The organism is Mycobacteroides sp. CBMA 271, from assembly GCF_009729205.1.
Lineage (GTDB): Bacteria > Actinomycetota > Actinomycetes > Mycobacteriales > Mycobacteriaceae > Mycobacterium.
Map to the genome: position 1 here is coordinate 229056 of NZ_VTHB01000002.1, position 25271 is coordinate 254326.

The 25271-nt window shown below is 63.6% G+C and carries 20 protein-coding genes and 1 tRNA gene; 7 read left to right on the plus strand and 14 right to left on the minus strand.

The features are described from left to right. Nucleotides 1-51: 51 nt before the first annotated feature. The 4 genes from FZI91_RS06515 to FZI91_RS06530 all read right to left on the minus strand — a co-directional run bounded on the left by FZI91_RS06515 (nt 52) and on the right by FZI91_RS06530 (nt 3837). Nucleotides 52-1764, minus strand: coding sequence for a hypothetical protein (locus FZI91_RS06515; RefSeq protein ID WP_162526573.1), 1713 nt, complete (start codon nt 1762-1764; stop codon nt 52-54). 129 nt (nt 1765-1893) lie between these two features. Beyond that, on the minus strand, nt 1894-2463 hold the full coding sequence (gene dcd / locus FZI91_RS06520) for a dCTP deaminase (protein ID WP_162526574.1): 570 nt from the start codon (nt 2461-2463) through the stop codon (nt 1894-1896). 17 nt (nt 2464-2480) lie between these two features. Beyond that, complete coding sequence (locus FZI91_RS06525) at nt 2481-3146, minus strand: L,D-transpeptidase family protein (protein WP_155938035.1); 666 nt, start codon at nt 3144-3146, stop codon at nt 2481-2483. A gap of 43 nt (nt 3147-3189) precedes the next feature. After that, nucleotides 3190-3837, minus strand: coding sequence for a L,D-transpeptidase family protein (locus FZI91_RS06530; RefSeq protein ID WP_162526575.1), 648 nt, complete (start codon nt 3835-3837; stop codon nt 3190-3192). Between the two features lie 83 nt (nt 3838-3920). Here FZI91_RS06530 and FZI91_RS06535 point away from each other — a divergent pair, with 83 nt between their 5' ends. Next, nucleotides 3921-4820, plus strand: coding sequence for an alpha/beta fold hydrolase (locus FZI91_RS06535; protein ID WP_155938036.1), 900 nt, complete (start codon nt 3921-3923; stop codon nt 4818-4820). Here FZI91_RS06535 and FZI91_RS06540 read toward each other — a convergent pair. Continuing rightward, nucleotides 4810-5232, minus strand: a complete 423-nt coding sequence (locus FZI91_RS06540; RefSeq protein ID WP_155938037.1) for an MmpS family transport accessory protein — start codon at nt 5230-5232, stop codon at nt 4810-4812. The two genes, FZI91_RS06535 and FZI91_RS06540, sit on opposite strands and share 11 nt — an antisense overlap. 137 nt (nt 5233-5369) lie before the next feature. Between FZI91_RS06540 and FZI91_RS06545 the strand changes: the two genes are divergently transcribed. From FZI91_RS06545 to FZI91_RS06560, 4 genes are all read left to right on the plus strand, one after another. Further along, the gene (locus FZI91_RS06545) at nt 5370-6716 is read left to right on the plus strand and encodes a DoxX family protein (protein ID WP_155938038.1); all 1347 of its coding nucleotides are present in this window, start codon (nt 5370-5372) and stop codon (nt 6714-6716) included. A 17-nt stretch (nt 6717-6733) separates the two neighbouring features. Continuing rightward, nucleotides 6734-7621 carry a formylglycine-generating enzyme family protein gene (locus FZI91_RS06550; RefSeq protein WP_155938039.1) on the plus strand — a complete coding sequence of 296 codons (888 nt, stop codon included), beginning with the start codon at nt 6734-6736 and terminating at the stop codon, nt 7619-7621. A 140-nt stretch (nt 7622-7761) separates the two neighbouring features. After that, nucleotides 7762-8565 carry a transglutaminase family protein gene (locus FZI91_RS06555; protein ID WP_155938040.1) on the plus strand — a complete coding sequence of 268 codons (804 nt, stop codon included), beginning with the start codon at nt 7762-7764 and terminating at the stop codon, nt 8563-8565. A gap of 383 nt (nt 8566-8948) precedes the next feature. Next, on the plus strand, nt 8949-11456 hold the full coding sequence (locus FZI91_RS06560) for an arylsulfatase (RefSeq protein WP_155938041.1): 2508 nt from the start codon (nt 8949-8951) through the stop codon (nt 11454-11456). Here FZI91_RS06560 and FZI91_RS06565 read toward each other — a convergent pair. Genes FZI91_RS06565 through FZI91_RS06575 form a run of 3 tightly spaced genes read right to left on the minus strand, consistent with a single transcriptional unit; the run spans nt 11453 to nt 15725 of the window. After that, complete coding sequence (locus FZI91_RS06565; RefSeq protein WP_155938042.1) at nt 11453-11725, minus strand: DUF2218 domain-containing protein; 273 nt, start codon at nt 11723-11725, stop codon at nt 11453-11455. The two genes, FZI91_RS06560 and FZI91_RS06565, sit on opposite strands and share 4 nt — an antisense overlap. A gap of 32 nt (nt 11726-11757) precedes the next feature. Beyond that, nucleotides 11758-14367, minus strand: coding sequence for a LuxR C-terminal-related transcriptional regulator (locus tag FZI91_RS06570; protein ID WP_155938043.1), 2610 nt, complete (start codon nt 14365-14367; stop codon nt 11758-11760). Nucleotides 14368-14423: 56 nt separating this feature from the next. Then, nucleotides 14424-15725 (minus strand): S1C family serine protease, encoded by a 1302-nt coding sequence (locus FZI91_RS06575; RefSeq protein ID WP_375234390.1) that lies wholly within the window; start codon nt 15723-15725, stop codon nt 14424-14426. Nucleotides 15726-16247: 522 nt separating this feature from the next. Between FZI91_RS06575 and FZI91_RS06580 the strand changes: the two genes are divergently transcribed. Then, a tRNA-Gly gene (locus FZI91_RS06580) sits at nt 16248-16321 on the plus strand. Between the two features lie 75 nt (nt 16322-16396). Here the strand turns inward: FZI91_RS06580 and FZI91_RS06585 are convergent. From FZI91_RS06585 to FZI91_RS06605, 5 genes are all read right to left on the minus strand, one after another. Beyond that, the gene (locus FZI91_RS06585) at nt 16397-17056 is read right to left on the minus strand and encodes a VIT family protein (protein ID WP_155938553.1); all 660 of its coding nucleotides are present in this window, start codon (nt 17054-17056) and stop codon (nt 16397-16399) included. Between the two features lie 1128 nt (nt 17057-18184). Then, complete coding sequence (locus FZI91_RS06590) at nt 18185-18418, minus strand: three-helix bundle dimerization domain-containing protein (protein ID WP_239001917.1); 234 nt, start codon at nt 18416-18418, stop codon at nt 18185-18187. Between the two features lie 173 nt (nt 18419-18591). Beyond that, nucleotides 18592-19467, minus strand: a complete 876-nt coding sequence (locus FZI91_RS06595) for a hypothetical protein (protein ID WP_155938554.1) — start codon at nt 19465-19467, stop codon at nt 18592-18594. A gap of 192 nt (nt 19468-19659) precedes the next feature. Further along, on the minus strand, nt 19660-20070 hold the full coding sequence (locus FZI91_RS06600) for a DUF6188 family protein (RefSeq protein ID WP_155938046.1): 411 nt from the start codon (nt 20068-20070) through the stop codon (nt 19660-19662). A gap of 117 nt (nt 20071-20187) precedes the next feature. Continuing rightward, nucleotides 20188-23016, minus strand: coding sequence for an aminotransferase class I/II-fold pyridoxal phosphate-dependent enzyme (locus FZI91_RS06605; protein ID WP_155938047.1), 2829 nt, complete (start codon nt 23014-23016; stop codon nt 20188-20190). 156 nt (nt 23017-23172) lie between these two features. On the opposite strand from FZI91_RS06605, the gene FZI91_RS06610 reads away from it, so the two are divergent. Continuing rightward, a complete protein-coding gene (locus FZI91_RS06610; RefSeq protein ID WP_155938048.1) occupies nt 23173-24357 on the plus strand; it encodes a S9 family peptidase in 1185 nt (394 codons plus the stop codon). Here the strand turns inward: FZI91_RS06610 and FZI91_RS06615 are convergent. Further along, the gene (locus FZI91_RS06615; protein WP_155938049.1) at nt 24354-25256 is read right to left on the minus strand and encodes a class I SAM-dependent methyltransferase; all 903 of its coding nucleotides are present in this window, start codon (nt 25254-25256) and stop codon (nt 24354-24356) included. The genes FZI91_RS06610 and FZI91_RS06615 overlap by 4 nt on opposite strands. Nucleotides 25257-25271 lie beyond the last annotated feature (15 nt).

Genomic DNA, 25271 nt, shown 5'->3' on the forward strand with positions numbered 1-25271 from the left:
TGCGGACGAATCCTCTTCGCGCAGCGGATTTATCGGCATATGAATGCGGGATTAATGCCCGCCAAACAGCCAGGGGAATCCAGAATTTGATCCACCGCTGTCGCGACCGCCGGATCCACCGCCGTGCGATCCGCCGCTGTCTCCCCACCTACCGCGGGACGACCCGCTGTCGGAGTCGCCACCACGCGAGCCCCCGCGGGAACCGCTATCCCCCCAGCCACCCTCAGAACCGCTGCGGGAGCCACCACGCGAGCCGCTATCCGAATCGCCCCAGCCGCCGCGGCCACCGCGGGAGTCGCTGTCGGATCCACCGCGCGAGCCGCCGCGGGAACCGCTATCGGAATCGCCGCCCCCAATCGGCGGCAAGCCGGGGATCGAGATGATGGGCGGCTGCTGCGTCTGCACCGGCGGCGTGTACGTGGGCGGCGCGTAACTAGGCGGCGTGTACGTCGGCCGGGTCCGCTGTGGCGGCCACCACGGGTTCTCCTGGCGTCTCGGCGGCTCCCAGATCGGCGGGAACAACGGAAGCGGAACCGGAACGATGGCGGGCGGCGGTGCGGCCGGTGCGGGCTCCTCTGGGGCGGGAGCCGCGGGTGGCGGAGGCACCTCGGGCGCGGGGGCTGGAGCTTGTGGCGCGGCGGCCGCGGGCTTGGGCGCGGCCGGCGCGGGGTTGTGCTGCGGCGCCGGAGCCACCACCTGCTGTACCGGGGCGGGAGCTGGAGCGGCCGGCGGGGGCGCCACCTCGGCCATTGGCACCGGCGGGAGCTGCTTGGGAGCCTCGGGCGGCAGCTGCTTTTCGACTGGGTTCTGCACCGGGTTCTGGACGACGGCACGGTCCGGCGAGGACGGCCCCTGGTCCACCGTGGAACGCACCGTCACGGTCAACGAGACAGCCAGCGCTATCGAGCAGATTCCGAAGACCAGCAGCAGCGGCGCACCGACCAATAGGAACGGCTTGCGTTCGGCAGGTTGGTCGTCGAAGTCCTCGAACTCACTCGCAGTCTCGGTGACCTCTGTGCTTGCTTCGGGGTGCACAAAGCCCGACCCGGTCGGGCCCTCTAGCGAGTAGGCCTGGCCGAGCAGTGCAGTACTGGCCTCGAAATCCGGTTCCTGCGCCGATGCCAGCGCCGCACCGCGGGCCAAGGCCAGCTCGGGCTGATCCGGCGAGTTCACTGGAAGGCAGATCGCCTCGCCCAGCGGATCGGTGAGATCCGAGACGTCGGTGCCCAAACCCAGCAAGAACACGCCGTCGGGCGCGTGCTCCTGGCCCTTGAGTGGGTTGACCAAATTGGCCAGCACACCGGGAGTTACTCCAGTGACCAGCGGTTCGCTCGCCAGGCCGACGATCGATCCGTCGGCGGAATCGACCACCGCGAGTGTCGCGGTCTCCGGTTCGATGACCAGCAGTGCCGACTTCTCGTATCCAGTGACGTTGCTGGCGGCCTTGGCCAGCGCGCCTCCTGCGTGCAGCGCGGAGAAGAACTCGACGCCGTCTATTCCGCGGCTGGCAAGGGAATCGCGCAGTTGGGCGGCCTCGGCGTGATCGCTCCACACCACGCCGGTGGAGACCAAATTATGGCCGCCATCGGTCATGCCGTCCCGGGTGCCCACAATCGCGGACAGCACCTGATCGCTGGCGCTGCCTTCGCCCTCGGACACAAAGATGGTGTCGGTATCGACGATCCTGCCGTCGGCACCCGCGCCCTCGACCAGTACCAGCCGGGCAGTCGTCGGTGTCATGGAGACACCAAGTACGACGTCCACGTCAGATCCTCCGCTACCAAATCGACCGTCACGCCATCAAACACGTCAGGGCCGCTGAAAAGTCCGAATTGCTGGCCAAAGTTGTGCCCGGCTTGTGTATCGGCCCCGTCCGCTGACGCGTTACCCCAGCTAGGGGTTGATGAAGTTCTGATAGGAGCGCGACGGGGTCGGACCGCGCTGCCCCTGGTACTTCGACCCTACCCCGGCACTACCGTATGGATGCTCGGCCGGCGACGTCAGGCGCAGCAGGCATAGCTGCCCGATCTTCATGCCCGGCCACAGCGTGATCGGCAGGTTGGCGACGTTCGAAAGCTCCAGGGTGATGTGCCCGGAGAAGCCGGGGTCGATGAATCCGGCGGTGGAGTGCGTCAGCAGGCCCAGGCGCCCCAACGAGGACTTTCCTTCCAGCCGCCCGGCGAGGTCATCGGGCAGTGAGCAGATCTCCAGCGTGGATCCGAGCACGAACTCGCCCGGATGCAACACGAATGACTCTCCCTCGCCCGGCTCGACCAGACTGGTCAGCTCGTCCTGACGCTCCTTAGGGTCGATGTGCGTGTAGCGGGTGTTGTTGAACACCCGGAACAGGCTGTCGAGCCGGACGTCGATGCTGGACGGCTGGATGAGGGCAGGGTCGAGGGGCTCGATGCCAAGGCGCCCGGAGTCAAGCTCGGCGCGGATATCGCGATCGGACAGCAGCACGCGACGAGCGTAACCGCCTAGGCCTTGATGGCGATGACCGCTCCGGGCCGCAACCAGCCAATGAGTCGCACCAGTGCGGCGTCATCGACCGTGACGCACCCGCCCGAGGGATCGCCGTCGGATGCGTGCACAAAGAACGCCGACCCGCCGCCGGGTTTGTGTGATTCGTTGACGCCCATGACGATCGCGCGCGGATAGCCATCGAGCTCTTCGCTCAATGATGTGTCGAATGTGCATGCGGATTCGACACATCGCTGGTGGGTGTTGTAGCCGGCGCTGGCCGGATCGCCGTCCCACCAATCGTCGGCGTCGACCCGCAGGTAGTTCAGACCGTGAGCCACCGACGGTTCGGTGCCGAAGGCGTAGTCGAGGCTGTAGACACCCGTCGGGGTCGCCGGGTTCTCGTCGTTGGCGGCATCCGTGAATCCGGCGGAGCCGATATCGGAGGGAACGTTTTGTTGGACGGGCTCCCACGCGCCACCGGTGCGCTGCCAGGTGCTGACGACCGCCTTGGTGCCCCCCGTACCTTGGACCGATACGACCTGTTCCGCCGAACCGACGGCGCGTGCAAACCATGGCGGCGGTGCGGCGGGAAGTACCGCGGCGGCTGGTTCGACAGGTACAGACCCGCACGCCCCGGCGAGAAGCACGACGCTCAGCGGCAACAACCGGATCGACAGCATGCATCCATGGTGCTGGCTGAACCTGGCATTCGCCTGTTGGTAACTAACCTTTTACGGCGATAACGGCTCCGGGCCGTAGCCAGCCGATCAACTGGACCAGGGTGGCGTCGTCGAGGGATACGCAGCCCGCGGTCGCGCCGCCGTCGGTGGTGTGGACGAAGAAGGCCGAGCCGCCGCCGGGAACCCTGTCCTTGTTCACGCCCATGACGATGGCGTGCTTGTACTGCGGAATGTTGAGGTTCTCACTGGGGCCGGTATCGAACGGGCACGACGCCTTGGCGCACTGTTGGTGGGTGTTGTAGGTGGCGCTGTTGACGTCGCTGTCCCACCAGTCGTTCGACCCGATCTGGACGTAGCGCAGGCCGCTCGGGGGTGGCGGCGCGGTTCCGAAGGCGTAGTCCAGGGAGTAGACGCCGTTGGGGGTAGCCGACGCCCCCTCCCGCGCCTTCTCGATGAATCCGGCGGAGCCGACATGTGCGGGAATCCCGGTGGACACGGCCTTCCAGTCGTTGCCGCTGCGTTGGAACACGTCGATCTTGGCGTTCGAGCCGCCGGTGCCGTTGACCGCAATCACCTGAGTCGCGTTCCCGACGGATTGGGCGAACCAGGGCACGAAGGGTTCCGCGACAGCAGGTGCGGAGGTCGCCAGGGCCAGGATCGCCACACAGAGCAGCGTCAGAAGACGGAACACCACCCCATCCTGGCCGATGTTGTTCTCAGATCCTTCAAGGTTGGGACACGGTTACGCCACGGACCGATCGGTATATTTCGGTCATGGACGCTGAGCTCGAAGAATGGAAAGCCGCCGGGCACTACTTCGACTATCTGGGTTTCGACATCTTCTATCGCATGGAGGGCAGCGGGCCGCCGCTGCTGCTGGTCCACGGCTATCCGTTCAATTCGTGGGATTGGGCACTGATCTGGCCGACGTTGACGGAGCGATTCACGGTGATCGCACCGGATATGATCGGGATGGGATTCTCCGAGAAGCCCGTTCAATACGGATACTCGGTGCTCGATCACGCCGATATGCACGAGGAGCTGCTCTCGCAGCTGAACATCGACAGAGTGCATCTACTGACCCACGATCTGGGGAACTCGGTGGGCCAGGAGTTGTTGGCGCGTCATGAATTTGGCGAGCAGTCCCGGGGCCGGGTAGCGATCGATTCGGTGACGTGGCTCAATGGCGGATTGTTCATCGAGGCCTATAGACCTCGGATCGCCCAGACCTTGTTGTCGCGAACACCGTTGGGCGACTTGGTAAGCCGGCTCCAGGGCACACCGGTATCGCGCCGGATCATGGATGCCGCCGTCAGCGAGATGTTCGGACCGGACACCAAACCGTCGGCCCGGCTGCTGTCACTTTTTCAGCAGGTACTGGAGTACAACGACGGTGCGCGCGTCACCCATCAGGTGGGCCGCTTCATCAACGACCGCTACGACAACCGGAGCCGATGGGTGCGCGCCATGCGCGAAACCGCCGTGCCGATGCGCATGATCGACGGACCGATCGACCCCAACTCCGGATTGCACATGGCCGAGCGCTATCTCGAGGTGATTCCCGATCCGGACGTGGTGCTGCTGAACGACAACATCGGCCATTGGCCGCAGATCGAGGCGCCCGAGGCGGTGCTGACGCACTTCCTCGAACACATCGACAGGGTTACTGCTTAGCCGCCGGCGGCGGGGCCGTGTCCAGGTAGGACGAGAAGGTCGCATAGTTGCAGTCGGCCTCACCGGTGCCGGTTGTGTTCTGGCACACCACCTTGTCGTTCAGGTAGATGCGCACCGTGACAGCGGCGTCCGGTGTGGGCGTGGAACGCCAGTCGGCCTTGAGCTCTGCGTGATTGGGCGTCTTGGCGCCACGGGACAGATCACCGACGGTCGCGTCGACCTTCCAGGGCAGGGTCACGCCGTCGGCGGGCTGCATCTCGGTGCCGTCCCAGTACTGGACGTTGGCCGTGGTGGCGGTGGACGAGGTGACCTCGTATGTCACCGTCTTGTCGTCCGCGTGCGCCGCTGCCGGGAAGCTGAGGGCACAGGTTGCGGCCACGGCTGCCGCGGCAAATAGGTGGCGGATGGTCATGAGCACCTCGGTATGTCAGTTCGGTTTACAGATCGTTGGCAGGTTACCGAGATTTTCTGAGTGGCCGCTGAGGCCGAGACAGAGACAACTTTCACCAAATACTTGAGCAAACCCCCATCGGTCCGGACTATGGGGTAATGAGCAACTTGGGGGATGACAGCGAAGGTTCCGTTCAGCGCGGGTGGGGCAGCGCGACGCGGGTCGCATTCCGATTCGGTACCTGTTACTTCGGCACGTTCGGCCTTGTAGTGGTCATTGGGCTGGTCCCGATCATCCTGGCGGGCATCGGAATCGACGGTCCGTGGTCGGTTATCCGCGGGCTGTTTCATGCGGTCCGCCCACCCATCGGGTGGATCGGAGAACATCTGCTCGGCCTGAGCGTCGAGAGCACCCAGGTGGGCAGCGACAGTGCGTTCCAATGGACCGCCTTGGTCTGCATCGCGGCCCTGGCAGCCGTCGCGACCGTGATCTGGACGGTGCTCGACCGGGCGCGGCAACGCTATGACCGACTGCAGGCCTGGGTGTGGACGATCCTGCGCCTGGTGCTCGCTACGGCAATGTTCTATTTCGGGATGGCGAAGGTGATCCCGACGCAAATGCCGTTCGTGCTCAACCGGCTCGTCGAACCGTTCGGGAACTTCAGCCCCGCGGGTGTGCTGTGGGCGCAGGTCGGCGTATCGCAGCCGTACCAGATCCTGCTGGGGCTGGCCGAGGTGCTGGGCGGTCTGCTCCTGCTGTTGCCGCGCACCACTGCGGCCGGGCTGCTGGTGTGCGTGGTCGACCTGACGCAGGTCTTCCTCCTCAATATGACCTACGACATCCGTCTCAAGACGGTGTCCTCGCAACTGTTGCTGTTGAGCCTGTTCCTGTTGGCGCCCTACGCGCGACGACTGTTGACGGCGTTCTTCACCGATCGTGCGGTTCCGGCGGCTACGACGACCCAGTTGTTCACGGGCCGTCGCGACAATCGGATCGCGCTCGCGGCGCAGCTGTGTGTGGGTCTGGCGCTGCTCACCGCGTTCAGCGCGCAGGGGTGGCAGCAATTCACCCGGCCCACACCCAACCTGTACGGCATCTGGCAGGTGGAGACGTTCTCGGCCGAGGGGTATCCTCGCGATCCGCTGCTCACCGACAAAATTCGTTGGCGCAGAGTAATATTCGACAGACCATTTCACGTCTCCGCCCCGGTGATGGTCACTGTGCAACGGATGGATGATTCGTTCGAAGTGTTCGGCGGCACCATCGACCCGAAGAAACACTTCATCGACCTGAGTCATCAGATCGAGCTAGGCACGTACAAGGAGACCCCGGCGCGAATCAGGTTGACATATTGGTGGCCGGGACAACCAGACCAGATGATCGTCGACGGCGACGACTATGCCGGACACAAGGTCCACGTGCGGGTCACCAGGATGGACCCGAGTTCTTTCCCGCTAGTGGAACGCGGGTTCAACTGGGTGCAGGAGGCGCCGTACAACCGGTGATCTGATAGAACGAGTAGATGACGGCGGCTGTACTGACCGAACTGGTGGAGTTGCCCGGCGGGTCATTTCCTATGGGCTGCAATGTCTTTTACCCAGAAGAGATGCCCGAACGCACCCTCTCCGCGAGCGCCTTCGCCATCGAACGTCATCCCGTCACCAACGCACAGTTCGCGGAGTTTATCGCGCAGACCGGTCATGTGACCGTCGCCGAACGGACCCCGGATCCGGCCCTGTACCCGGGCGCGTCCCCTGCCGATCTGGTGCCCGGCGCCATGGTGTTCCGGGAGACCAGCGGACCCGTCAATCTGCACAACTGGCAGCAATGGTGGGACTGGGTTCCGGGCGCCTACTGGCGGCACCCCTTCGGACCCGACAGCGATATCGACAGTGCCGCAGATCATCCCGTCGTCCAGGTGGCCTATACCGATGCCGTGGCCTACGCCCGCTGGGCGGGCAGACGGCTACCGAGCGAGGCCGAGTGGGAGTACGCCGCACGCGGCGGGGGCGAGACGATTTACACCTGGGGTGATGAGGTGGCCCCCGGCGGGCAGCTGATGGCTAACACCTGGCAGGGACGTTTCCCGTACCGCAATGATGGGGCGCTGGGATGGCGCGGCACCTCTCGCGTCGGCGCCTTTCCACCCAATGGTTTTGGCCTCGTCGACATGATCGGCAATGTGTGGGAGTGGACGTCCACACGATTCGAGCGCGGCGCTCAGGCACCGAAGGCCTGCTGCGGCCCGTCCGATAACCCGGACCCGTCCGTGATCCAGGCGCTCAAGGGCGGTTCGCATCTCTGTGCCCCCGAGTACTGCCATCGCTACCGGCCGGCCGCACGCTCACCGCAGTCGCAAGACACTGCGACGACGCACATCGGATTCCGCTGCGCGGTCGACCGACCGTAGTACGGCTCTGCACAGCAAGCGGGCCAATGGTTCCAATGTCAGACTTATCCCTCCGGCTGTGTGCGGCGGGGCGAAGATAGCTAGCGGCAATACCTCAAGCGGCAACGCACAGCATCGTATTGACTTGCGGGAGTATCGGTATGAAACGTGATGTGCAAGCCAGACTCGACGTGGACGTGCTGGCGGCAACGACACTGGAGTTCCAGATCGCCGTGGCGCCATCGCCCGGCGCCCAGGTGACGGAGAGTCTGTCGTTGGTGCTGAACGGACAGCATGTCGAGGCCCAGGAGGTGGCGGGCGAGCACGGCAACCGCATCCACCGGATCGCCGTCGGGGAGGGCAACCTCAAGGTCTCTTATGCGGCGACCATTCTCGGGCAATCCGATGAAGTGCCCGTCGAGGCCGCAGACCTGTCGACGTACCTACGCCCGAGCCGCTACGCCGAGGCCGACAAGTTGTTCGGTTTCGCAGCTACCGAGTTCGGCGAGCACACCGAACCGCAGGTTCTCTTGGACAAGGTCTCGTCCTGGGTCGGCGCACATTTGACCTATACGCCGGGCTCGAGCGACCCGATCGATGGCGCTGTCGACACCCTGCTGGCGGGAGCAGGAGTCTGCCGCGACTACGCACATCTGGTGGTGGCACTTTTACGAGCCGTCAAAGTGCCTGCCCGACTTGTCGCGGTGTATGCGCCGGGCTGCGATCCGATGGACTTTCACGCCGTCGCCGAGGCCGTTCTAGACGGCCGGTGGCGCGTGGTGGATGCGACTTGCCTGGCGCCGCGGCAGACGATGGTTCGCATCACCACCGGCCGAGATGCGGCCGACACGGCATTCCTCGACAACCACGGCGGGCAGGTCGTGTTGAACGAAACGTTCGTCACCGCAGTGGTCGACGGTGCCCTACCCGAGGATCACATCGATCGGCTGGTCTCCCTGCGATGACACCCGAGGGAGACCAGCCGAGACAGAGGGCTAGGAGCTCCCAGTCAGCTTCTGCTTGACCGAGGCGATCCCCTGATCGACCTGACCTTCGGCCTTCAGATCCTCATCGCCAGTCAACGCCGCTTCCGACAGTGCGCACGAAATCCCCCCGGTGCGACAAGTCGAGTGCCCGGGATTGCCCTAAGAATCACCCGAAAAGGGTGATGCCCGTCCCCGCCCTGCTCACTAGCGTTGATGTGAACATGTTCATTCACATCTTCACGCCTTTCTTCGCGATCACCTTCCGCTTCCGGATCTTGGCGAGACACAATGAATCACGCGGATGAATAGCGCCACGGTGACGCCACTGCAGACCCAGACTCTTCGCTCCGAGAGGACTACCCATGGAACCCACCAACGGGGACACCGCCAAACCCACCGATAACCGCAAAAGCGGACGTGTCTCGCGGCGTTCGATTCTGGGCGGTATCGCTGCCGCCGGTGTCGGCGCCGCCGCGGCGACCGCCGCGATCAAGGGATTCGAGAGCACCGATCACACGACAGGTGCCGGTACGCCGGGAACGGGGCCAACCAACGAGGACTTCCACGGGAAGATCGCCCTCGACGTACGCGATTCCACGCCCGACTGGACTCCTTACGAACTGAAGCGTGCGCCGGAGGGGTCGCCGAACATCCTGGTGGTGCTCTACGACGACACCGGACTGGCAGCGTGGTCGCCCTTTGGCGGGCGCATCAACATGCCGGTCATGCAGCGCCTCGCCGACAACGGGCTGCGGTACTCGCAATGGCACACGACGGCGCTGTGCTCGCCGACGCGGTCCTGCCTGTTGACCGGCCGCAATCACCACGTGAACCGCTCGGCATCGATTACCGAGGGCTCCAACGGATTTCCCGGTGCCGCGGGCCGACTGCCCGCGGAGTGCGCCACCATCGGGCAGGTGCTGCAGGACAACGGATACAGCACGTTCTGGGTGGGCAAGAACCACAATGTCCCCCAGGAAGACATCGCCGGCGGCGGCAGCCGGTCCGAGTGGCCACTGCAAAAGGGCTTCGACCGCTACTACGGGTTCCTGGGCGGGGAAACCAATAACTGGTACCCCGACCTTGTCGAGGACAACCGGTTCATCGAGCAGCCATCCACCCCCGAGGACGGCTATCACCTGTCGAAAGACCTTGCCGATCAAGCACTTCGGATGCTACGCGACCAGCGGGCCACTAACCCGTCCAAGCCCTGGTACCTGTGGTTCTGCCCCGGCGCCAACCACGCACCGCACCACAGCCCCGCCGAATACACCGAGAAGTACAAAGGCAAGTTCGATGACGGCTACGAGGCGTATCGCGAATGGGTGCTGGCCCGCATGGTGGAAAAGGGCGTCATCCCGAAGGACACCAAACTCACCCCGCTTAACCCCATGCCCGCCGATGTCGCCGACGAGGCGGACTCGGTAAGGCCCTGGAACACATTGAATCCTGATGAGAAGCGCTTGTTCTCCCGGATGGCCGAGGTGTATGCCGGGTTCTCCGAATACACCGACGCACAGGTCGGAAGGGTTATCGATTACCTCGAGCAGACCGGCCAGTTGGACAACACCATCGTGTTCTACTGCGCGGACAACGGCGCCTCGGGCGAGGGTTCCCCCAACGGCTCGGTCAATGAGAACAAGTTCTTCAACGGCTTCCCCGACGAGCTGTCGGAGAACATGCAGTATCTGGACAAGCTGGGCAGCCCCGATACCTATAACCACTACCCCACCGGGTGGGCGGTAGCCTTCTCCACCCCGTTCCAGATGTTCAAGCGCTACTCACAGTTCTCGGGTGGCACGTGCGACCCGCTGGTGATCCACTGGCCCAAGGGCATCAAGGACAAAGGCCAAGTGCGGCACCAGTATCACCACGTCACCGACATCGTGCCGACCATCCTCGACGTGGTTGGCCTGCAGATGCCCGACACGTACCGCGGCGTCAAGCAGTACCCGGTGAACGGGGTCTCTATGCGGTACAGCTTCGAGAAGGCGGACGCGCCCACCACCAAGAAGCGGCAGTACTACGCGATGTTGGGCACCCGCGGAATTTGGGAAGACGGCTGGAAGGCGGCGGCGCTGCACGCACCGACCGGCGGCAAGGGACATTTCGACCAGGACAAGTGGGAGCTGTACCACGTGGACGAAGACCGTTCCGAGTCAACGAATCTCGCCGACAAGTACCCCGACAAACTCAAGGCGCTGATCGCCGCGTGGTCCGACGAGGCCGACAAGAACTTCGTGCTGCCCCTCGATGACCGTTCGGCCGCCGAGCTACTGACGGCCGAACGGCCGTCAGCAGAACCGAAACGCAACCGCTATATCTACTATCCCGATACGGCACCAGTGCCCGAGGCAGTAGCGGTCAGCATCCGCGGTCGGTCCTACAAGATCATCGCCGATGTCGAGACCACCGGGGATTCCCAGGGCGTGATCTTCGCCCACGGTTCACGCTTCGGCGGACACAGCCTGTTCATCAAGGACGGGAAGCTCCATTACGTCTACAACTTCCTGGGGCTGAAGCCGGAGCAGGTGTTCGTCTCACCACCGCTGTCCCCCGGTAAGCGCACTCTAGGTATGGAGTTTGTCCGTAAAGACAAGGGAAAGTTCAGCGAATCCCTGGGCACCACGACACTGTTCATCGACGGTAAGCCAGTGGCCACTGGCCCGATGCGGGCCCAGATCGGCAAGTTCACGCTCTCCGGCGATGGCCTGTGCATCGGCTACGACAGCGGGGACAACGTCTCTCAGCTGTACAAGCATCCAGGAACGTTTACCGGCGGGATCATCAAAGGTGTGGCCGTCGATGTCAGCGACGAGAGCTTCATCGACCTCGAGCAGGAAGCGCAGGCCGCCTTCGCACGGGACTAGTCGCCCGCCCAAGTGAGCGTGAGCTCATCGCGGGCACCGAACCGCTCCAGGTGCCGTTTGACCACGTCGCCGAATTCCGGGGAGCTGGCCTCTACGTGCAGCTCCCCGGACTTCGGACGCAGCACGGTGACCGCATCGGGGCTCATCTCGATCCGCAGCGCGTCGCCGTCGAGCTCGGTGACCGTGCTCTTGGCGGCCCAATGCTGAGCGAATTGTTTCGCGTATCTCTCGGGACGGTCGGTGACGATGACGCCGTGGACGGTGGCCATTTCACGATTCTTCCAGGTTCTGCACAACGGTGTCAGTGCGGCGCAATACCGATGGCCTCGCGGCGGTTCGATACCTGGAGTTTCCGGTAGATGGAACGCTGATGCGTCTTCAGAGTGTTGACCGACACCGACAGCTTCGCGGCGATCTCCGCCGTCGTCAGGGGAGTCCGCAGGTACGCCAACACTTCTCGCTCCCGCGAGGTCAGTGCCGCGGCAGGTTTCTCTGATGCGCCCGTCTCGCAGGCCAGCAGGCACTCGGCGAGAAAATCCGGATATGCCGTCCGAGAGCTGTGCGCCCCCAGCAGCTCGCGGCACGACTGGTCGGCGTTGTCCAGGAACGGATAGCACACGGATTCGGGCGCGGCCAGAGCCAGCGATTCCTCCAGCAGCCGGTGGGCCTGTGCGTTGTCGGCGCGCTCCCACGCCAGCAGCGCGCCGATCAGCAGGGCGTAGGCGCGCTGGTAAGGGGCCACCGTTCCGCCACTTGCACTGTCGGCCAGCGCTTGTGCCAGCTCGGTATTGCCGATCCTGCGGCATATGCCCGCCACTATTGCTGAGGCCATGGGCAGCGGTGTGACGCCGACCAGGGCCGCCGCTAGTTCCACCGCATCGTTCGTGCGCCCGCGCATCTCGGCGATCCTGGCGAGCGCGGCCGCGCGGAAGCTGCCCAATGGGACGGCCCGGTTGTCACTCTCCCCAATACGACTGGCCACCGCCTCCACGTGCGCGAGGGACACATCGCTGCCGTGGTTGCGCAGCGCCGCGGCGCCGAACACCAGCATCATGCGCCCGATGTCGGGGTATCCATCGCCTGCTGCGGCGTCCACCGCAGTGAAATCATCCACCGCGCCCGCCAGTTCACCGCGCCAGAACTTGATGAATCCCGTTGCAAAAAACGCGATTCCACCACCCTCGTGAGAGAGCCACGGCGTGGCCGACGTGCCGAGTGACCGCTCGGCCCGCCTGAACTGCCCGGCGTGCACGTAGGCGAAGGCCAAACTCTCGGAGGCCTTGTCGGCAAGCGCCCCCAAGCCCAGCACGCGGCATTCGTGCTCTGCCGACTCCAACAGCCGCATCGAGCGGCCGACGTCGCGCCGCAGCCGCGCTTCTGCCCAGCCCACCAGGAACAGCGCGCACGCATACACTCTGGCCGGCACCAGCGCCTGGTCGGTGAGGGCCTCAGATACCGCGTCGACGGCGCCCGTCATGATGCTGTGGTCATCGGAGATGAGGATGCGGCTGAGATCGGCGACAAAACGCACGCGCCGAGACTCGGCGTTGTCATGTGCCAGGGCCTGGGCACGTTCGAAATGCAGTTGCGCACCAAGACGATCGCCCGCGACCTCCCGGCAGCAGGAACGCACCATCGCAATATCGGCACTCTCCCCGAATGCCTCGGCCACCTGGATGCACGCGCTCTCCAGCGCCACGGATCTGGCCTCCAGCAGCAGCTCGAGCCAGTGATCAGTGATGGTCTCCGCGGCCAGTTGGGCGTCCGTCCCGCGCACGGCATGCTCGATGGCGTCCAACGGGTAGCGGTCGCGCAGTTCGCGCGCGGCCACCAGATGCAGCGCCCTCCACCGTGCGGGGTCCGCCTGCCTCAGTATCTTGCCGCAGCCGCGCAGGAACATCGAATGCCATTGGTAGACAATCTCTTCACCAGATTCGAAGCGCTCGATGAACAGACTGGACACGGCGCATTCGGCAAGTAGCCGTGCCGCGTCGGTGCGCCCCGAGAGGACAGCGGCCAAGCGTGCGTCTACCCGCGCACACACAGTCGCCGCGAGCACGAAGTCGGCCAGTTCCGGGCGCAGCCGTGCCAAAACGGCCACGCGGATGTACTCGGTCAGATCCAGATCGTCTACTGCACTGGGTGTTTCACCCCCCAGCAAGGTCAGCCGTACGGCCGCCGGCCAGCCGCCGGTGTCCTCCAGGATCTGCTCGGCCTCACTGTCCGAGAGGCTCTGCCCCGCTTGACCCGCTGCCGAACGCACATCGTCCGCGGTGAAGGCCAGCTCTCCCGCCGACACCACCGCCACCTGCCCGTGCACCCGCAGCCTCGTAAGCAGCGCCTCCGGCGCCTCCGTGGAGAGCAGGACCAACCGCAACCAGGACGGTCCGTGCTCGACGAACTCGGTGAATTCCGCGGCGCGCGTGACATCCATCGCCTTCTGGAAGTCGTCAATCACCACCACTACTGGCCCAGGCATCTCGATCCGGGATAGAGCCGTAAACACCAGGGCGAGAGAGGGCAGCTCACATGCGGTAGCCAATGCTTGCCGGGTGCGGGCCCCGGCGCCGTCATTTACCGCGTGCCGCAGTGCTGCCATGATGCCGCGGACCAGCTCGGCGAAGTCCCCGGCGTGCTCTGTCACCGTCAGCCACCCGACAGAACCCAGTTGCTGCCGCTGCCGCGCCGTCGCCCATTGCCCCACGGCGACCGTCTTGCCGAAACCCGACGGCGCGAGCACCACGACGGCCCGCGACTGCTGAACATGCACGTCAAGGGAGCCATGGATGTCCGAGCGGGCGATCATCTCGGGGCTAGCCGATGGTGGTGTGGCCAGGAACCATGGCGCCGGGCTCCATGCCGTCGAGCCGGTGGGCTTGCCGCCTGCGGTCAAATCGTCGCGGTCAGCCATTCACTCATTCTCGCCGGAACCGGCGCAGGAGAGTTAGCCGGGCAGGTGCGGCGCTGTCACGTCTGCGACTGTCCCAGGGTGACCTGGACCGTGCGCGACGCTCCGGACGGATCGTTGTAGGTCAGCGTCACGTTGTCCCCTGGAGCCTTGGATCGAACCGCGGCCACCAGCCCCTCGGGGCCGTCGATGGGCTGGTTGTCGACCTTCGTAATCACAGCCCCCTTGGGCAGGCCGGCCGTCGCCGCCGCGCTGCCGCCGACAACCCCCGCCACGAGCGCACCGTTGGTGTCCTCGCTGGAGCCAAGTTGAACACCCAGCGAGGCTTGTCGCACCGTCCCAGTGGAGACCAGTTCATCCGCGATCCGCTTGGCCTGGTCCACCGGGATGGCGAAGCCGAGGCCAATCGAGCCGGCCTGTCCGCCGCCCTGCGAGTCCTGGCCCCCGGATAGCGAAGCGATCGCCGAGTTCACACCGATGAGGTCACCGTTCATATCGACGAGCGCACCGCCGGAGTTGCCGGGATTGATTGCCGCATCCGTTTGGATGGCACTCATCACCGAATGCTGGCCACTCTGCTGATCGCCGGTGGCAACCGGGCGACCGAGCGCGCTGACGATGCCGGTTGTCACCGTCCCCTGCAGGCCCAGAGGTGAGCCGATGGCGACAACGCTCTGACCGATCTTCAGGTCCTTCGACGAGCCAATGGTGATCGGGGTGAGCCCGGAAACTCCCTGGGCACGGACCACCGCAATGTCATCGGCGGGGTCGGCACCCACGACAGTGAAGGGCACCGTGCGGCCATCGGACAGGGTCACTGTGGCCTTGGCGCCATCGCCGGAGTAAGCAGAGGACCGGGCGCCGCGTCCGTCGGATCCGTCCCGGTCCTGGCCGTCACGCCCGTCTCGGTAACCGCCGGGCAGCTGCTCCCCGGGGAGGACGCCGGGAGGAAGGTTGGTGAGCGGTCCGCGGGGTGCCTTAGTGCCGCGCGATGGACTCTGGTCGCCGGCGCTACTCAATCCGGCCACGACGTGATTGTTGGTCAGGATCAACCCGTCGGTACTGAGGACGATGCCGGATCCCTCTTCTTGCTGCTGTCCGCTCTGGATCTTGAGTTGCACCACACTGGGCAACACCTTGGCCGACACCTGTTCGACAGAGTTGACCGAAGGCGTGCTCCCGAGTGCTGAATCCGTTGCGAGTGAAAGCTTTCCGGTGTTCGCGGGGCTAGACACCTGCGCCACGGAGGCGGGGTGTGCGGAACGGTTGACCACCACAACCGCCGTGGTGGCACTGGCGACAATGGCCACTGCAACGGCGCCACACGTCACACCAAGGGCGCGAAGGCGCTTCCGGCGCAGCGGATTTGGGGCCTTCGCGGCACGGTCGGGATAAGCCTCGTCATACGGATAGCGCGTCCGTGTAGTACTGGATGGACCGTGCACCAACCGGTAGCCGTGTGGGCTCGTCGGGAAATCGTCTCCGTACGGCAGGTGCCCGGATCCATAGTTCATTGCTGTTTCCTTCTTCCTCAAATGCAGTCAGGCACACGCGGCAGCTGGTGCTCTGTCACAGTGCCCGCGTCCGCTGAGGCCGTGCTGAGAATTTGTTCGGTGCTGGCCAAGACTTTTCAGAGGTGAGGCGCATCACTGTCGACCTGCAACGCCATGGACCACGCACGAATAGTGATCGCGTTGTCCTGGACTCGCCATAGCGCTGGCGGTCGCTGCCGTTCGGCGCCCCTGCCACCTGCTGCCACCCAATGGCTCGCATCCACTCCGCGTTTCTGAAACCCGGAGGCTAGTCACACGTCCGCGATCCGCTAGGCTCACACTCCAGCGTCAATGGCATCCTGGCACCTGCATCAGCCCGGATACCGGACCGCCGATGTAGTTCAATGGCAGAACATCAGCTTCCCAAGCTGAATACGCGGGTTCGATTCCCGTCATCGGCTCCACCCTGACCAGCGTGAATACAGTTCGATCCGTTCGATCACCGCCATGACTGGCTGAATGACGGTGGCGTGGAGTAATTAGGCTATCGCGTGTCCTACAAGGGTGCCTATCAAATATGTGACAGCCATGGCCGCAAGCCCGCCAGTTGTCACGCGCACGATGGCCCGGGTACGACTAGCCTGGCCGACGGTTGCGCTGATCCAGCCTGTCAACATCAGCGCCAGACATACCGCGACCACAGTGACCGGGATTCTCCAGGCTGCAGGCGGCATCAGGATCGCGATGAACGGAAGCAGCGCTCCGATCAGGAATGATACGGCCGAGGCGAACGCTGCGTGCCAGGGATTGGTCAGCTCATCGGGGTCGATTCCCAGCTCTACATCCACGTGCGCCGCGAAGGCGTCGTGCTCGGTGAGTTCGACCGCAACCTGCTGCGCGGTCTCCCGGGAAAGTCCTTTGGACTCATAGATCGCGGTGAGTTCATCGAGTTCCTGCTCGGGCAGTTCACGTAGCTCTTGGCGTTCTTTGTCTAGCAGCGCACGCTCGGTGTCGCGTTGAGTGCTCACCGATACGTATTCACCCAACGCCATGGACACTGCCCCCGCAGCCAAACCTGCCACACCCGCAGTGAGAATTGGGCCACGTTCGATGGTGGCTGCCGCGACACCCACCACGATGCCTGCCACGGACACGATGCCATCGTTAGCGCCAAGCACACCGGCACGCAGCCAATTCAACTTGCTCCCGGAATCAGCCTTATGCGGTTCAGCCAAATGCGCCACCGATGCTTTAGTCACCACCACACTTAAACAAGCCTCAATAGCTTTGTCTAGCAAGCCAGTACACACTTACCACGCGAATCAAGTTCCAAGGAGAGCCTGACCTCACCCAAGTTACCCTCACCATTCCGGCAGCCCGCGCAACGGGTCAATACGGAGATCCATCGCGGTTAGGGAATGTTTGGTACCCATTGTTACTCGCACGCCACTCGGGGCTAAAGCAGTATCGGGTCCATTACGAGCAGAACAATGCCCGCCGATCCTCGTTCTCGTGACGGATCAGCCATCGCCACTCGTCTCCTCCATCTGGCCAACCGGGTGTCGATTTGGACAGGGAACAACCACAAGCCGACATAATTCGCCTCAGTTCATTGCGTATCCGCAAATGGGCGCTTCTATTCTCTCAAATCGCGCACCGCAAGGTACTCATCTATGGATAAATACGGCATCAATCACATGACAAATATCCAACCTAATACTGCAAAGGTTCCAACCTAATCGAGAATGCTGCGCCAAGTATATTTACCGACGTTCGCAATCTGAGTGCCAGTATCTTTAATTCCACTCCACACGGAGTGTACAACTCCGTCCGCTATACCAGCAACGACGCCATTATCGCATATTTCTTCGGACCAGTGCTTATGAAATGCATCGTATGCAATATCTCAGAACGGTGTCATTCGTATTCCCAAGCTGAATACGCGTGTTCGATTCCCGTCATCGGCTCCACCACTAATCAGCGGAAGCGCTCGAATCTGTTCGATCGGGCCCCCTACGCCACCCGCCTCAACTGGTGGACCAAATCTGTTCAACCACCTGGCAGATTGCTGTACATGCAGGTTCGCGAATGCGAGGATGCGCGTGTGATTGAGGATGCGTCCGTCGCACAGGCCCGGACATTGCTGACATCGCTCTACGAGCATGTCAGCGAGGTCTCACAGACGATGGCCAAGACCGAGCACCTCATCCGACATACGCCGACCACTAGCACTACGCATCGACATCACCGCATCCGCGCAGCGACGATGCGCAAGGACCTATACGAGGCTCACCGCCTCATCGACGGCCTGCACCACCGATACCCGGCTACGCGAGACGCCCGAAAGCCACCTCAACGGCCCGAGAGCCCGACGCGCTGAACGCAGTGAGTTCGGCACGGGCCCGCCGCTCCACCAGCAAGGGCACGAACTCACGAACCCTGCTACCAGTGAACTGCGCATGAGCGCTCTGCACAACGTCTGCGATCTGTTCAGGGGTCAGCCACGAGTACTTGGCTACTAGCCGCTGCAAGACTGCCGTAATCTGCGCAGGTTCGCTCATCCCGGACATGCCTAAGCCTGAATCATGACAGCCGTGTCGTCAACCGCTAGTTCATGTTTGATTCATGCGCCGGACAGAGCCGCCAACCCCGCCCAATTTGCTTTGCCCCCCGCCGCGAGTGTGCGCTCAGGGCGAGATTCAGGCGGAAAAGTCTGCGTGGACGCACACTCGCGCTAGGGCTTGCCCGCCTTGGCGGGTTTCACCGGGGCACTCGGCTTCTTGTCACCGATATCGCCGAATGCCTTCTTGATAGCTCCACCGACGTCACGCATCACGTTCGGTGGCTTCGCCTTCGTCGTCGGCACCGCATCCCGATTTGGCGTCGTCGTCGGTGGCTTCAACAGCGCCGTCTGCTGCTTAGACTTCTGCTGCGCGGCAGGAGTTTTCGCCTGGGTGGCGGCGGCCGGCGTGATCGGGATTGGCTTGGTGAGCGCATCGCGGATCGGCGCCACCGACTCGGCGACCGTGGTCGTCACCGCCTGCCCGACCGCCTGCACCGCCTTGCCGAGGTTGCCGGTGTTTCCCAAGGTCGTCAGGAAAGCATTGGGCACCCGGGTCACCACGAGCGTGAGCTGTTCTGTCGAATGAAATGCCACCGCCCAGAACACTTCGGTTCCCCGCACCGCAGCGGCCTCCAACGGCGTGTGGACCACCGGCACCGATTCGGGGCCTGGTGAGTTGTTCAGCGCGTCGAAGAGATCGGAGCGTGCCTGCCCAAGCACCCCGGGCAAGCTGCCGGGTTGGGTTATCACCGCCTCGCCGATCCGCACGAGCCCCACCGCGATCACCTCGGTACCGAATTGCGTACGCGGCACCACCTGATCCAAATCGGTGCGGATGAGTCCGGTCCACACGTTGTTGGCGGCCCCACTCACGGTCGCGCCCGCCAGCCCGAGCGCCTGCACCAGCGGCTGCCCGGACTGCAACTGCATCACGAACGTCCCCGGCGCGCTCAGCGCCGCCGCCGGCACCTCGATGACGCCCTGCACCACGAACGGACAGATCAACGAGCAGTTCTGCACCTGGTTGGCCAAGAATTGGGTAATCAGCGCACCCGGAGCAGGCTGCGTCGACGCGGCGGTGAGGTGGACGTCGACGCGAGCCGCCCTGGTGGGCGACGTGGGCGGCGGTCCCGCCCCCGCGGCAGTCACGAGTACCGCTGACGCACATGCCACCGCGAGAAGCCTCACGCTTGTAACCACGAACCAACCCGCTGCCGGGTTCGATCTGGGTGAAACCGGTTAGGCCCCGGCTTCCTCCGGCACGTCGTGGCGCACCACCCGGACCTTGCCGCGCGGCAGGCTGGCCACGTACCCGTGGTACTTGCCGTAGATCTCCCATGCCGTATCGAAGTCGTGATGCGGCACGTCGATCACGTGGTCATCGGAGAACTCCAAGTGCAGATCGCCTGTGTCGTTCCATCCGGCCTCGGTGCAGGTAGCACCCGAGATGCTGAAAAGCGGACGCTCCGCATCCAGGACAGCCTTCGGATCGACACAGACGATTTCCCGTGGCCATCTCCCCGCGGGGGGAAGCGTGAGCCACATCGGCACGGCGATAACCACCTCGTTGTAGTCACCCAGGCTGATGACCAATCCGTCACGGAACATGATCCGTTGGACTGGCGAGCCTTCAATCCATGCTTCGGACATACCTTCACTCTGGACCCGCCATAGGGCAGGCACAAGGGGTTGACTTCACAAGTTTTGTTGTCGAAAATATACGAAACGTAAACGAAATTTCTGCTGCCCGCGGACCGTCGGCAGCACTCAGTTTTGCTTGGATTTCGCTCCGCTTCCGGCTTCCGCTGACACCTTCTCCGGCTTACCCGTTTTTTGCGGGACAGACTGCACCACTACAGCTTTAGGGATAACCGTGACGGGCATCAGCATCTCGATGGCCTTGTCCGTGTACACGCGGTAGCCGAAGTCCGGTTGGTATCCATGGATTTCCGGGGTGTCAAGGGTCCGGATGAAGCCCAGAATCTCCCTGCTGAACACCTGTCCTGGCACCAGCACAGGGAATCCCGGCGGGTAGGGCGTGACGAAGGTCGCGGACACCACATCGGTACCTGCGTTGAGCTTCTCGATGATCTCCTCGTCGCTGAGGTATTCGCAGTTGGTGTCGGTGTATGACAGGTAGAACGCCTTGCGCACGTCGCCCTCGGGGGTCTGCCCATCCAGGAACGCCGGGTGGAAGCCGCTGAAGTTCGGCATGGCGGCGCTTTGGGCGGTCAGACGGTGCACCCGCCGCTCGAACCGGGCCCGCTCTTCGATTCCCATCTCACCGATGCGCTCATCGAGCTCGCGGGCGATCTTGACCAATACCTCTACCAGGAAGGCCACCGAGCTGCGCGTGGTGCCGATATTCGTCATGAACAGCACGGTGTTTCGCGATGTCTTGTTGATCTGCACACCGTGGCGGTCCATCAACTGGTCGCGTTTGAACTCGTCGCCGTCGTAGCCGGTGTGTCCGATGGACAGGGTGATGCGCGACGGATCCAGCACGAATTCATCGGTAGCCCAGGCCGATTCCATGTTTTTCAATCCGGAACGCAAAGGTTGCGCGATATGCGACGGCCGGAAGTCGTCGGGGATCAGGTCCGAGGTCCGCAGGCAGGACATGTACTTGCTCAGCAGGGGGTGATTGTCGATCGCATCACGCAGTTGCATCGCGTTCTCAATCTGCCTCTGCACCAACTCGACTCCTTCAAGGGCCACCTGGCGCCGGCCCAGATCCAGCGACGCCAGGATCTGGTAGTTGGGCGAGGTCGAGGTGTGCGCCATGTATGCCTCGTGGAACGCCTCGGATACTTTCTGATCGAAGTCCTGGTCATACACATGGATCATCGACCCCTGCCGCAGCGAGGTCAGCGTCTTGTGGGTGGACTGCGTCGCGTACACCCGCACCCTGGCCTTGGCCGGGTCCGGCATCAGCCGCCGGTTCAGCAAGTCCTCATTGGTTGGCGACGTCGCAACCTCGGTCTTCAGGTATTCCTCGTACCGCTTGCCGTATTCCTTGTCCTGCAGACGTTTCCGAAGCTTCTGCGCCGACGCCATTGCGGTGCGGTTGCGGTACACCGGATGGAACCGCGCGAAGGCGAACCACGCCTCGTCCCACAGGAACACCAGATCCGGCTTAATGGCCAGGCATTCCTCCATGACCCGCTGCACGTCGTAGACGATGCCATCGAAGGTGCAGTTGGTCAGCGAGATCATCTTGACCCGGTCGAGCTTGCCGGCCTGCTTGAGGGCCAACAGCTTTGACTTGATCTCCCGAAGCGGCACCGCCCCGTACATCGAGTAGTCGACGAGTGGGTACGCCTCAAGGTAGATGACGTTGGCGCCGGCCATCATCATCCCGTAGTGATGCGACTGGTGACAGTTGCGGTCCAGCAGCACGATATCCCCTGGCGCCACCAAGGATTGAGTGACGATCTTGTTGGCGGTCGAGGTGCCGTTGGTGACGAAGAAGCTGTGCCGCGAGCCGTAGGCCTCGGCCGCGAGCTGCTGCGCCTCGCGCAATGGGCCCGTCGGTTCCAGCAGCGAATCCAGCCCGCCGCAGGTCGCCGAGGTCTCGGCCATGAACACGTCCAGCCCGTAGAAGCTGACCATGTCTTTAATCCAGTGCGAGTTGACAATTGACTTGCCCTGGGAGATCGGCAGCGCATGAAAAACACCCGTGGGCCGGTGGCTGTACTGCCTAAGTGCGCTGAAGAACGGCGTCCGATATCGCGCGGCGACGCCGTGCAGGATCGACAGGTGCAGCTCCAGCACGCCCTCGCGCGCATGGAACACCCTACGGAAGTGCAGGCCCAGCCGTCCCGCGATGTCCTCGACCTCGATCTCGGTCATCAGGTACAGGTCCATCTCGGGCCGCAGATCCGCCAGCGAGGTCGCCAGAATCTGAGCACGCTCATCCGGTGATTGGTGGTCGGCCAGCTCATCGGAGATGTGGGTGTCGACGAATTCCGAGAGCGTCGACAGATCACGGGCCGAGCGATGCGAAAACCGGCGACGAATCACGGCTGCCTGCAGGTTGACATTGAGCCGGGCGGCGATCAGCGCCTCGTCCCCGCTGGACACCACCACCAGCTCGTAAACGAACTCATCGTCGGGGCGACGCCAGCTGCGCACCTCGTTGCGCAGCGCGCGCTCCTGCGCGTCGGTGAGGGAGGCGACCACGAGCACCTCGAAATACAGCTGGTCCCGCTTGCCGGTCGGCTGCTGCTCCAGCGTGCGCGGATCCATGGGGAACATGTCGGTATCGTCCAGCCCGGCATGATCGACGTCCCCGGTCCGATAGGACTCGGTAGTGAGGGCCCGATTGATCCTCGAGACCGCCTGCGCAAACTTGTCGTACGCGCCGTTGCCGAAGAGACGCTGCACCTTGGCGAACTGCAACGATCCGGGGTAGGCCCAGTAGGGTTCCAGGGGCGTCAGCTTGTCCAGCAGGTCTTTGCAGATCGCCGCGTACTGCTCCTTGAGCGCGCCGGTGGTGGTGCTTCGGGTCAACCGGTCGGCGGCCTCTTCCAGGCGGCACCAGGAGTCTCCGCGGAGCTGCCACACGCTGTTGTATGCACGCGAATTCTCATTCATCGCTGCCCCTTTCGTAGGGGTCAAGCCTCGCAGCGCATAACGGACTTTCAGGTGATCAGTGGACGAATGCTGTCCGTCTATCTGGTGACAGCAATCTTGTTGGCCTAGCATTCGCTGTGAGCTAGCAGCGTGGCTAGCACCGTCGAAGGGGCATTCATGACAGCGGAGCTATCGGAATCTGTGGGACCACCACGGATCACCCCTCGGCCGGCGCCCACGGCAAGCCCACAGTTGCCCCGCCGCGGCGACTGGACGCTACGGGAGCGCGCGTTGATCGAGGCCTCCGCGCTCACCGATATCGCACTGCGCACCGCGGGCGCATTGGCAGTCATGGGAGTGGTGGCTCCTAACGTCGTCCTAGACCGTGAGTTCGTGGCGCGCGAGCGCGACAACCTGGCGTTCTACGGCGAGTTGGCGGCCATGGGCGATGCCGATCTGTCCTTCCCGGCACCGGAGTCCACACCCGTGGTGTTCTCGCGTCCCGCCGGCCCCGTGGCGCGCGCGTTTGCGAAGGGCACCGTCGAGAACCTCGACTTCGAGAGCCCGTATGAGGCTCGGAATCCCGCGCTGCGCGACTACTGGAAACGTTTTCCGCACAACAGCATTGCCCGCGCGCAGCACTGGCGACACGACGACGGTCCACGCCCCACCCTGTGTGTCATCCACGGGTTCTTCGGGTCGCCGTATCTGCTCAATGGTGCGTTCTTCGCGCTGCCCTGGTTCTTCCGCAACGGATACGACATTTTGTTGTACACCCTGCCTTTCCATGGCAGACGCGCCGAGAAGTACTCGCCCTTCAGTGGAGCCGGATACTTCAGTCACGGGTTTACCGGCTTCTCCGAATCGATGAGTCAAGCCGTGCACGACTTCCGGATATTCGTGAACTACCTGCGCGGCACGGGAGTTGAGAAGATCGGGCTGACGGGCTTGTCACTCGGCGGATACACCACCGGTTTGATCTCGACCGTGGAGCGACGGATCGATGTGGCCATTCCCAATGTTCCCGTGGTCGATGTGAAATCGCTACTGCACAGCTGGATTCCGGCCGAACCCACGCTCAAGCTCGCTGCCAGGCTCGGCCATCTCGACCAGGACCAGCTCGACGGGGCACTCGCCTACTCGTCGCCGCTCACCTATCAGCCCGTGGTGCCCAAGGAACGGCGTCTCATCATCACCGGGCTCGGGGACCGCCTAGCGCCCCCGGAACAGGCCGAAATGCTTTGGGAGCACTGGGACCGCTGCGCACTGCATTGGTTCCCCGGCAACCACCTCTTGCATGTGAACCAGGGCGACTACCTACACCAGATGACCGATTTCCTGGACCGGTACCTGCGCGACTAACCCTTGACGGCCGAAACAAGGCTGATCGAGTTGAACATATACCAGGCCGGTTGGCTCGGTTGCGGTATCCCGCGCCCCGAAACGTTCAGGTAGTCGAGCAGCTCGGTTCTCCCCGAATCCCAACCATGACAACGGAACCAGGTGGCTGCCTCACTGCGCTGCTCGTTGTAGATCAGCGAGAAGAAATCGGAATTTGCCTCGTCTCCGCTTTCACGGGCGCCCGCCACCAGCATGTCGAAGACCACGTCGGCGTACGTTGTCATCTGCTCGATACCCACGAAGCTGCCGGGAGCAGCGAGCTCGTCGATGGCCTCGAAGAGTCGCTCCTGGGCGTCCGCCGGCAGATAGATCAGCAGTCCCTCGACTATCCACGCAGATGGCCTATTCGGATTGAACCCCTTGTCCTGCAATGCCCTAGCCCAGTCCTCGCGGAGGTCTACGGAGATCTCCTGACGGGTCGCCTTGGACTCGACTCCGCGCTCAGCGAGCACCTCTCGTTTGAACTGATGCACCAGAGGCTGGTCCAGTTCGAAGATCGTCGTTCCCGGCGCCCAGTCCAGCCGGTAGGCCCGCGAGTCCAGCCCGGATGCCAGAATCACCACCTGCGTGACGCCTGCCTCGATCGCGCTGCCGAAGTATGTGTCGAAGTAACGCGTGCGAGCACCCTGGAAGCTCACGAAGTACTGGCCGAATTCCTCAGAACGCAACGGGTGTTCGGGTACGCCGCCCGCAACCAGGTCGGACCATTCCCCGCCGGCGGCGCGGCAGAACACCTCGGCGTACTGGTCGACCGCCAGTGGTGCGGGTTTCGTGGCCTCAAGTGCCCTGCTGGCCGCCACGAATAGGGCGGTCGAGCCGACACTTGTGTTGATATCCCAGGTATCCCGGTCGGTACGCATGAGCGCGACGATACT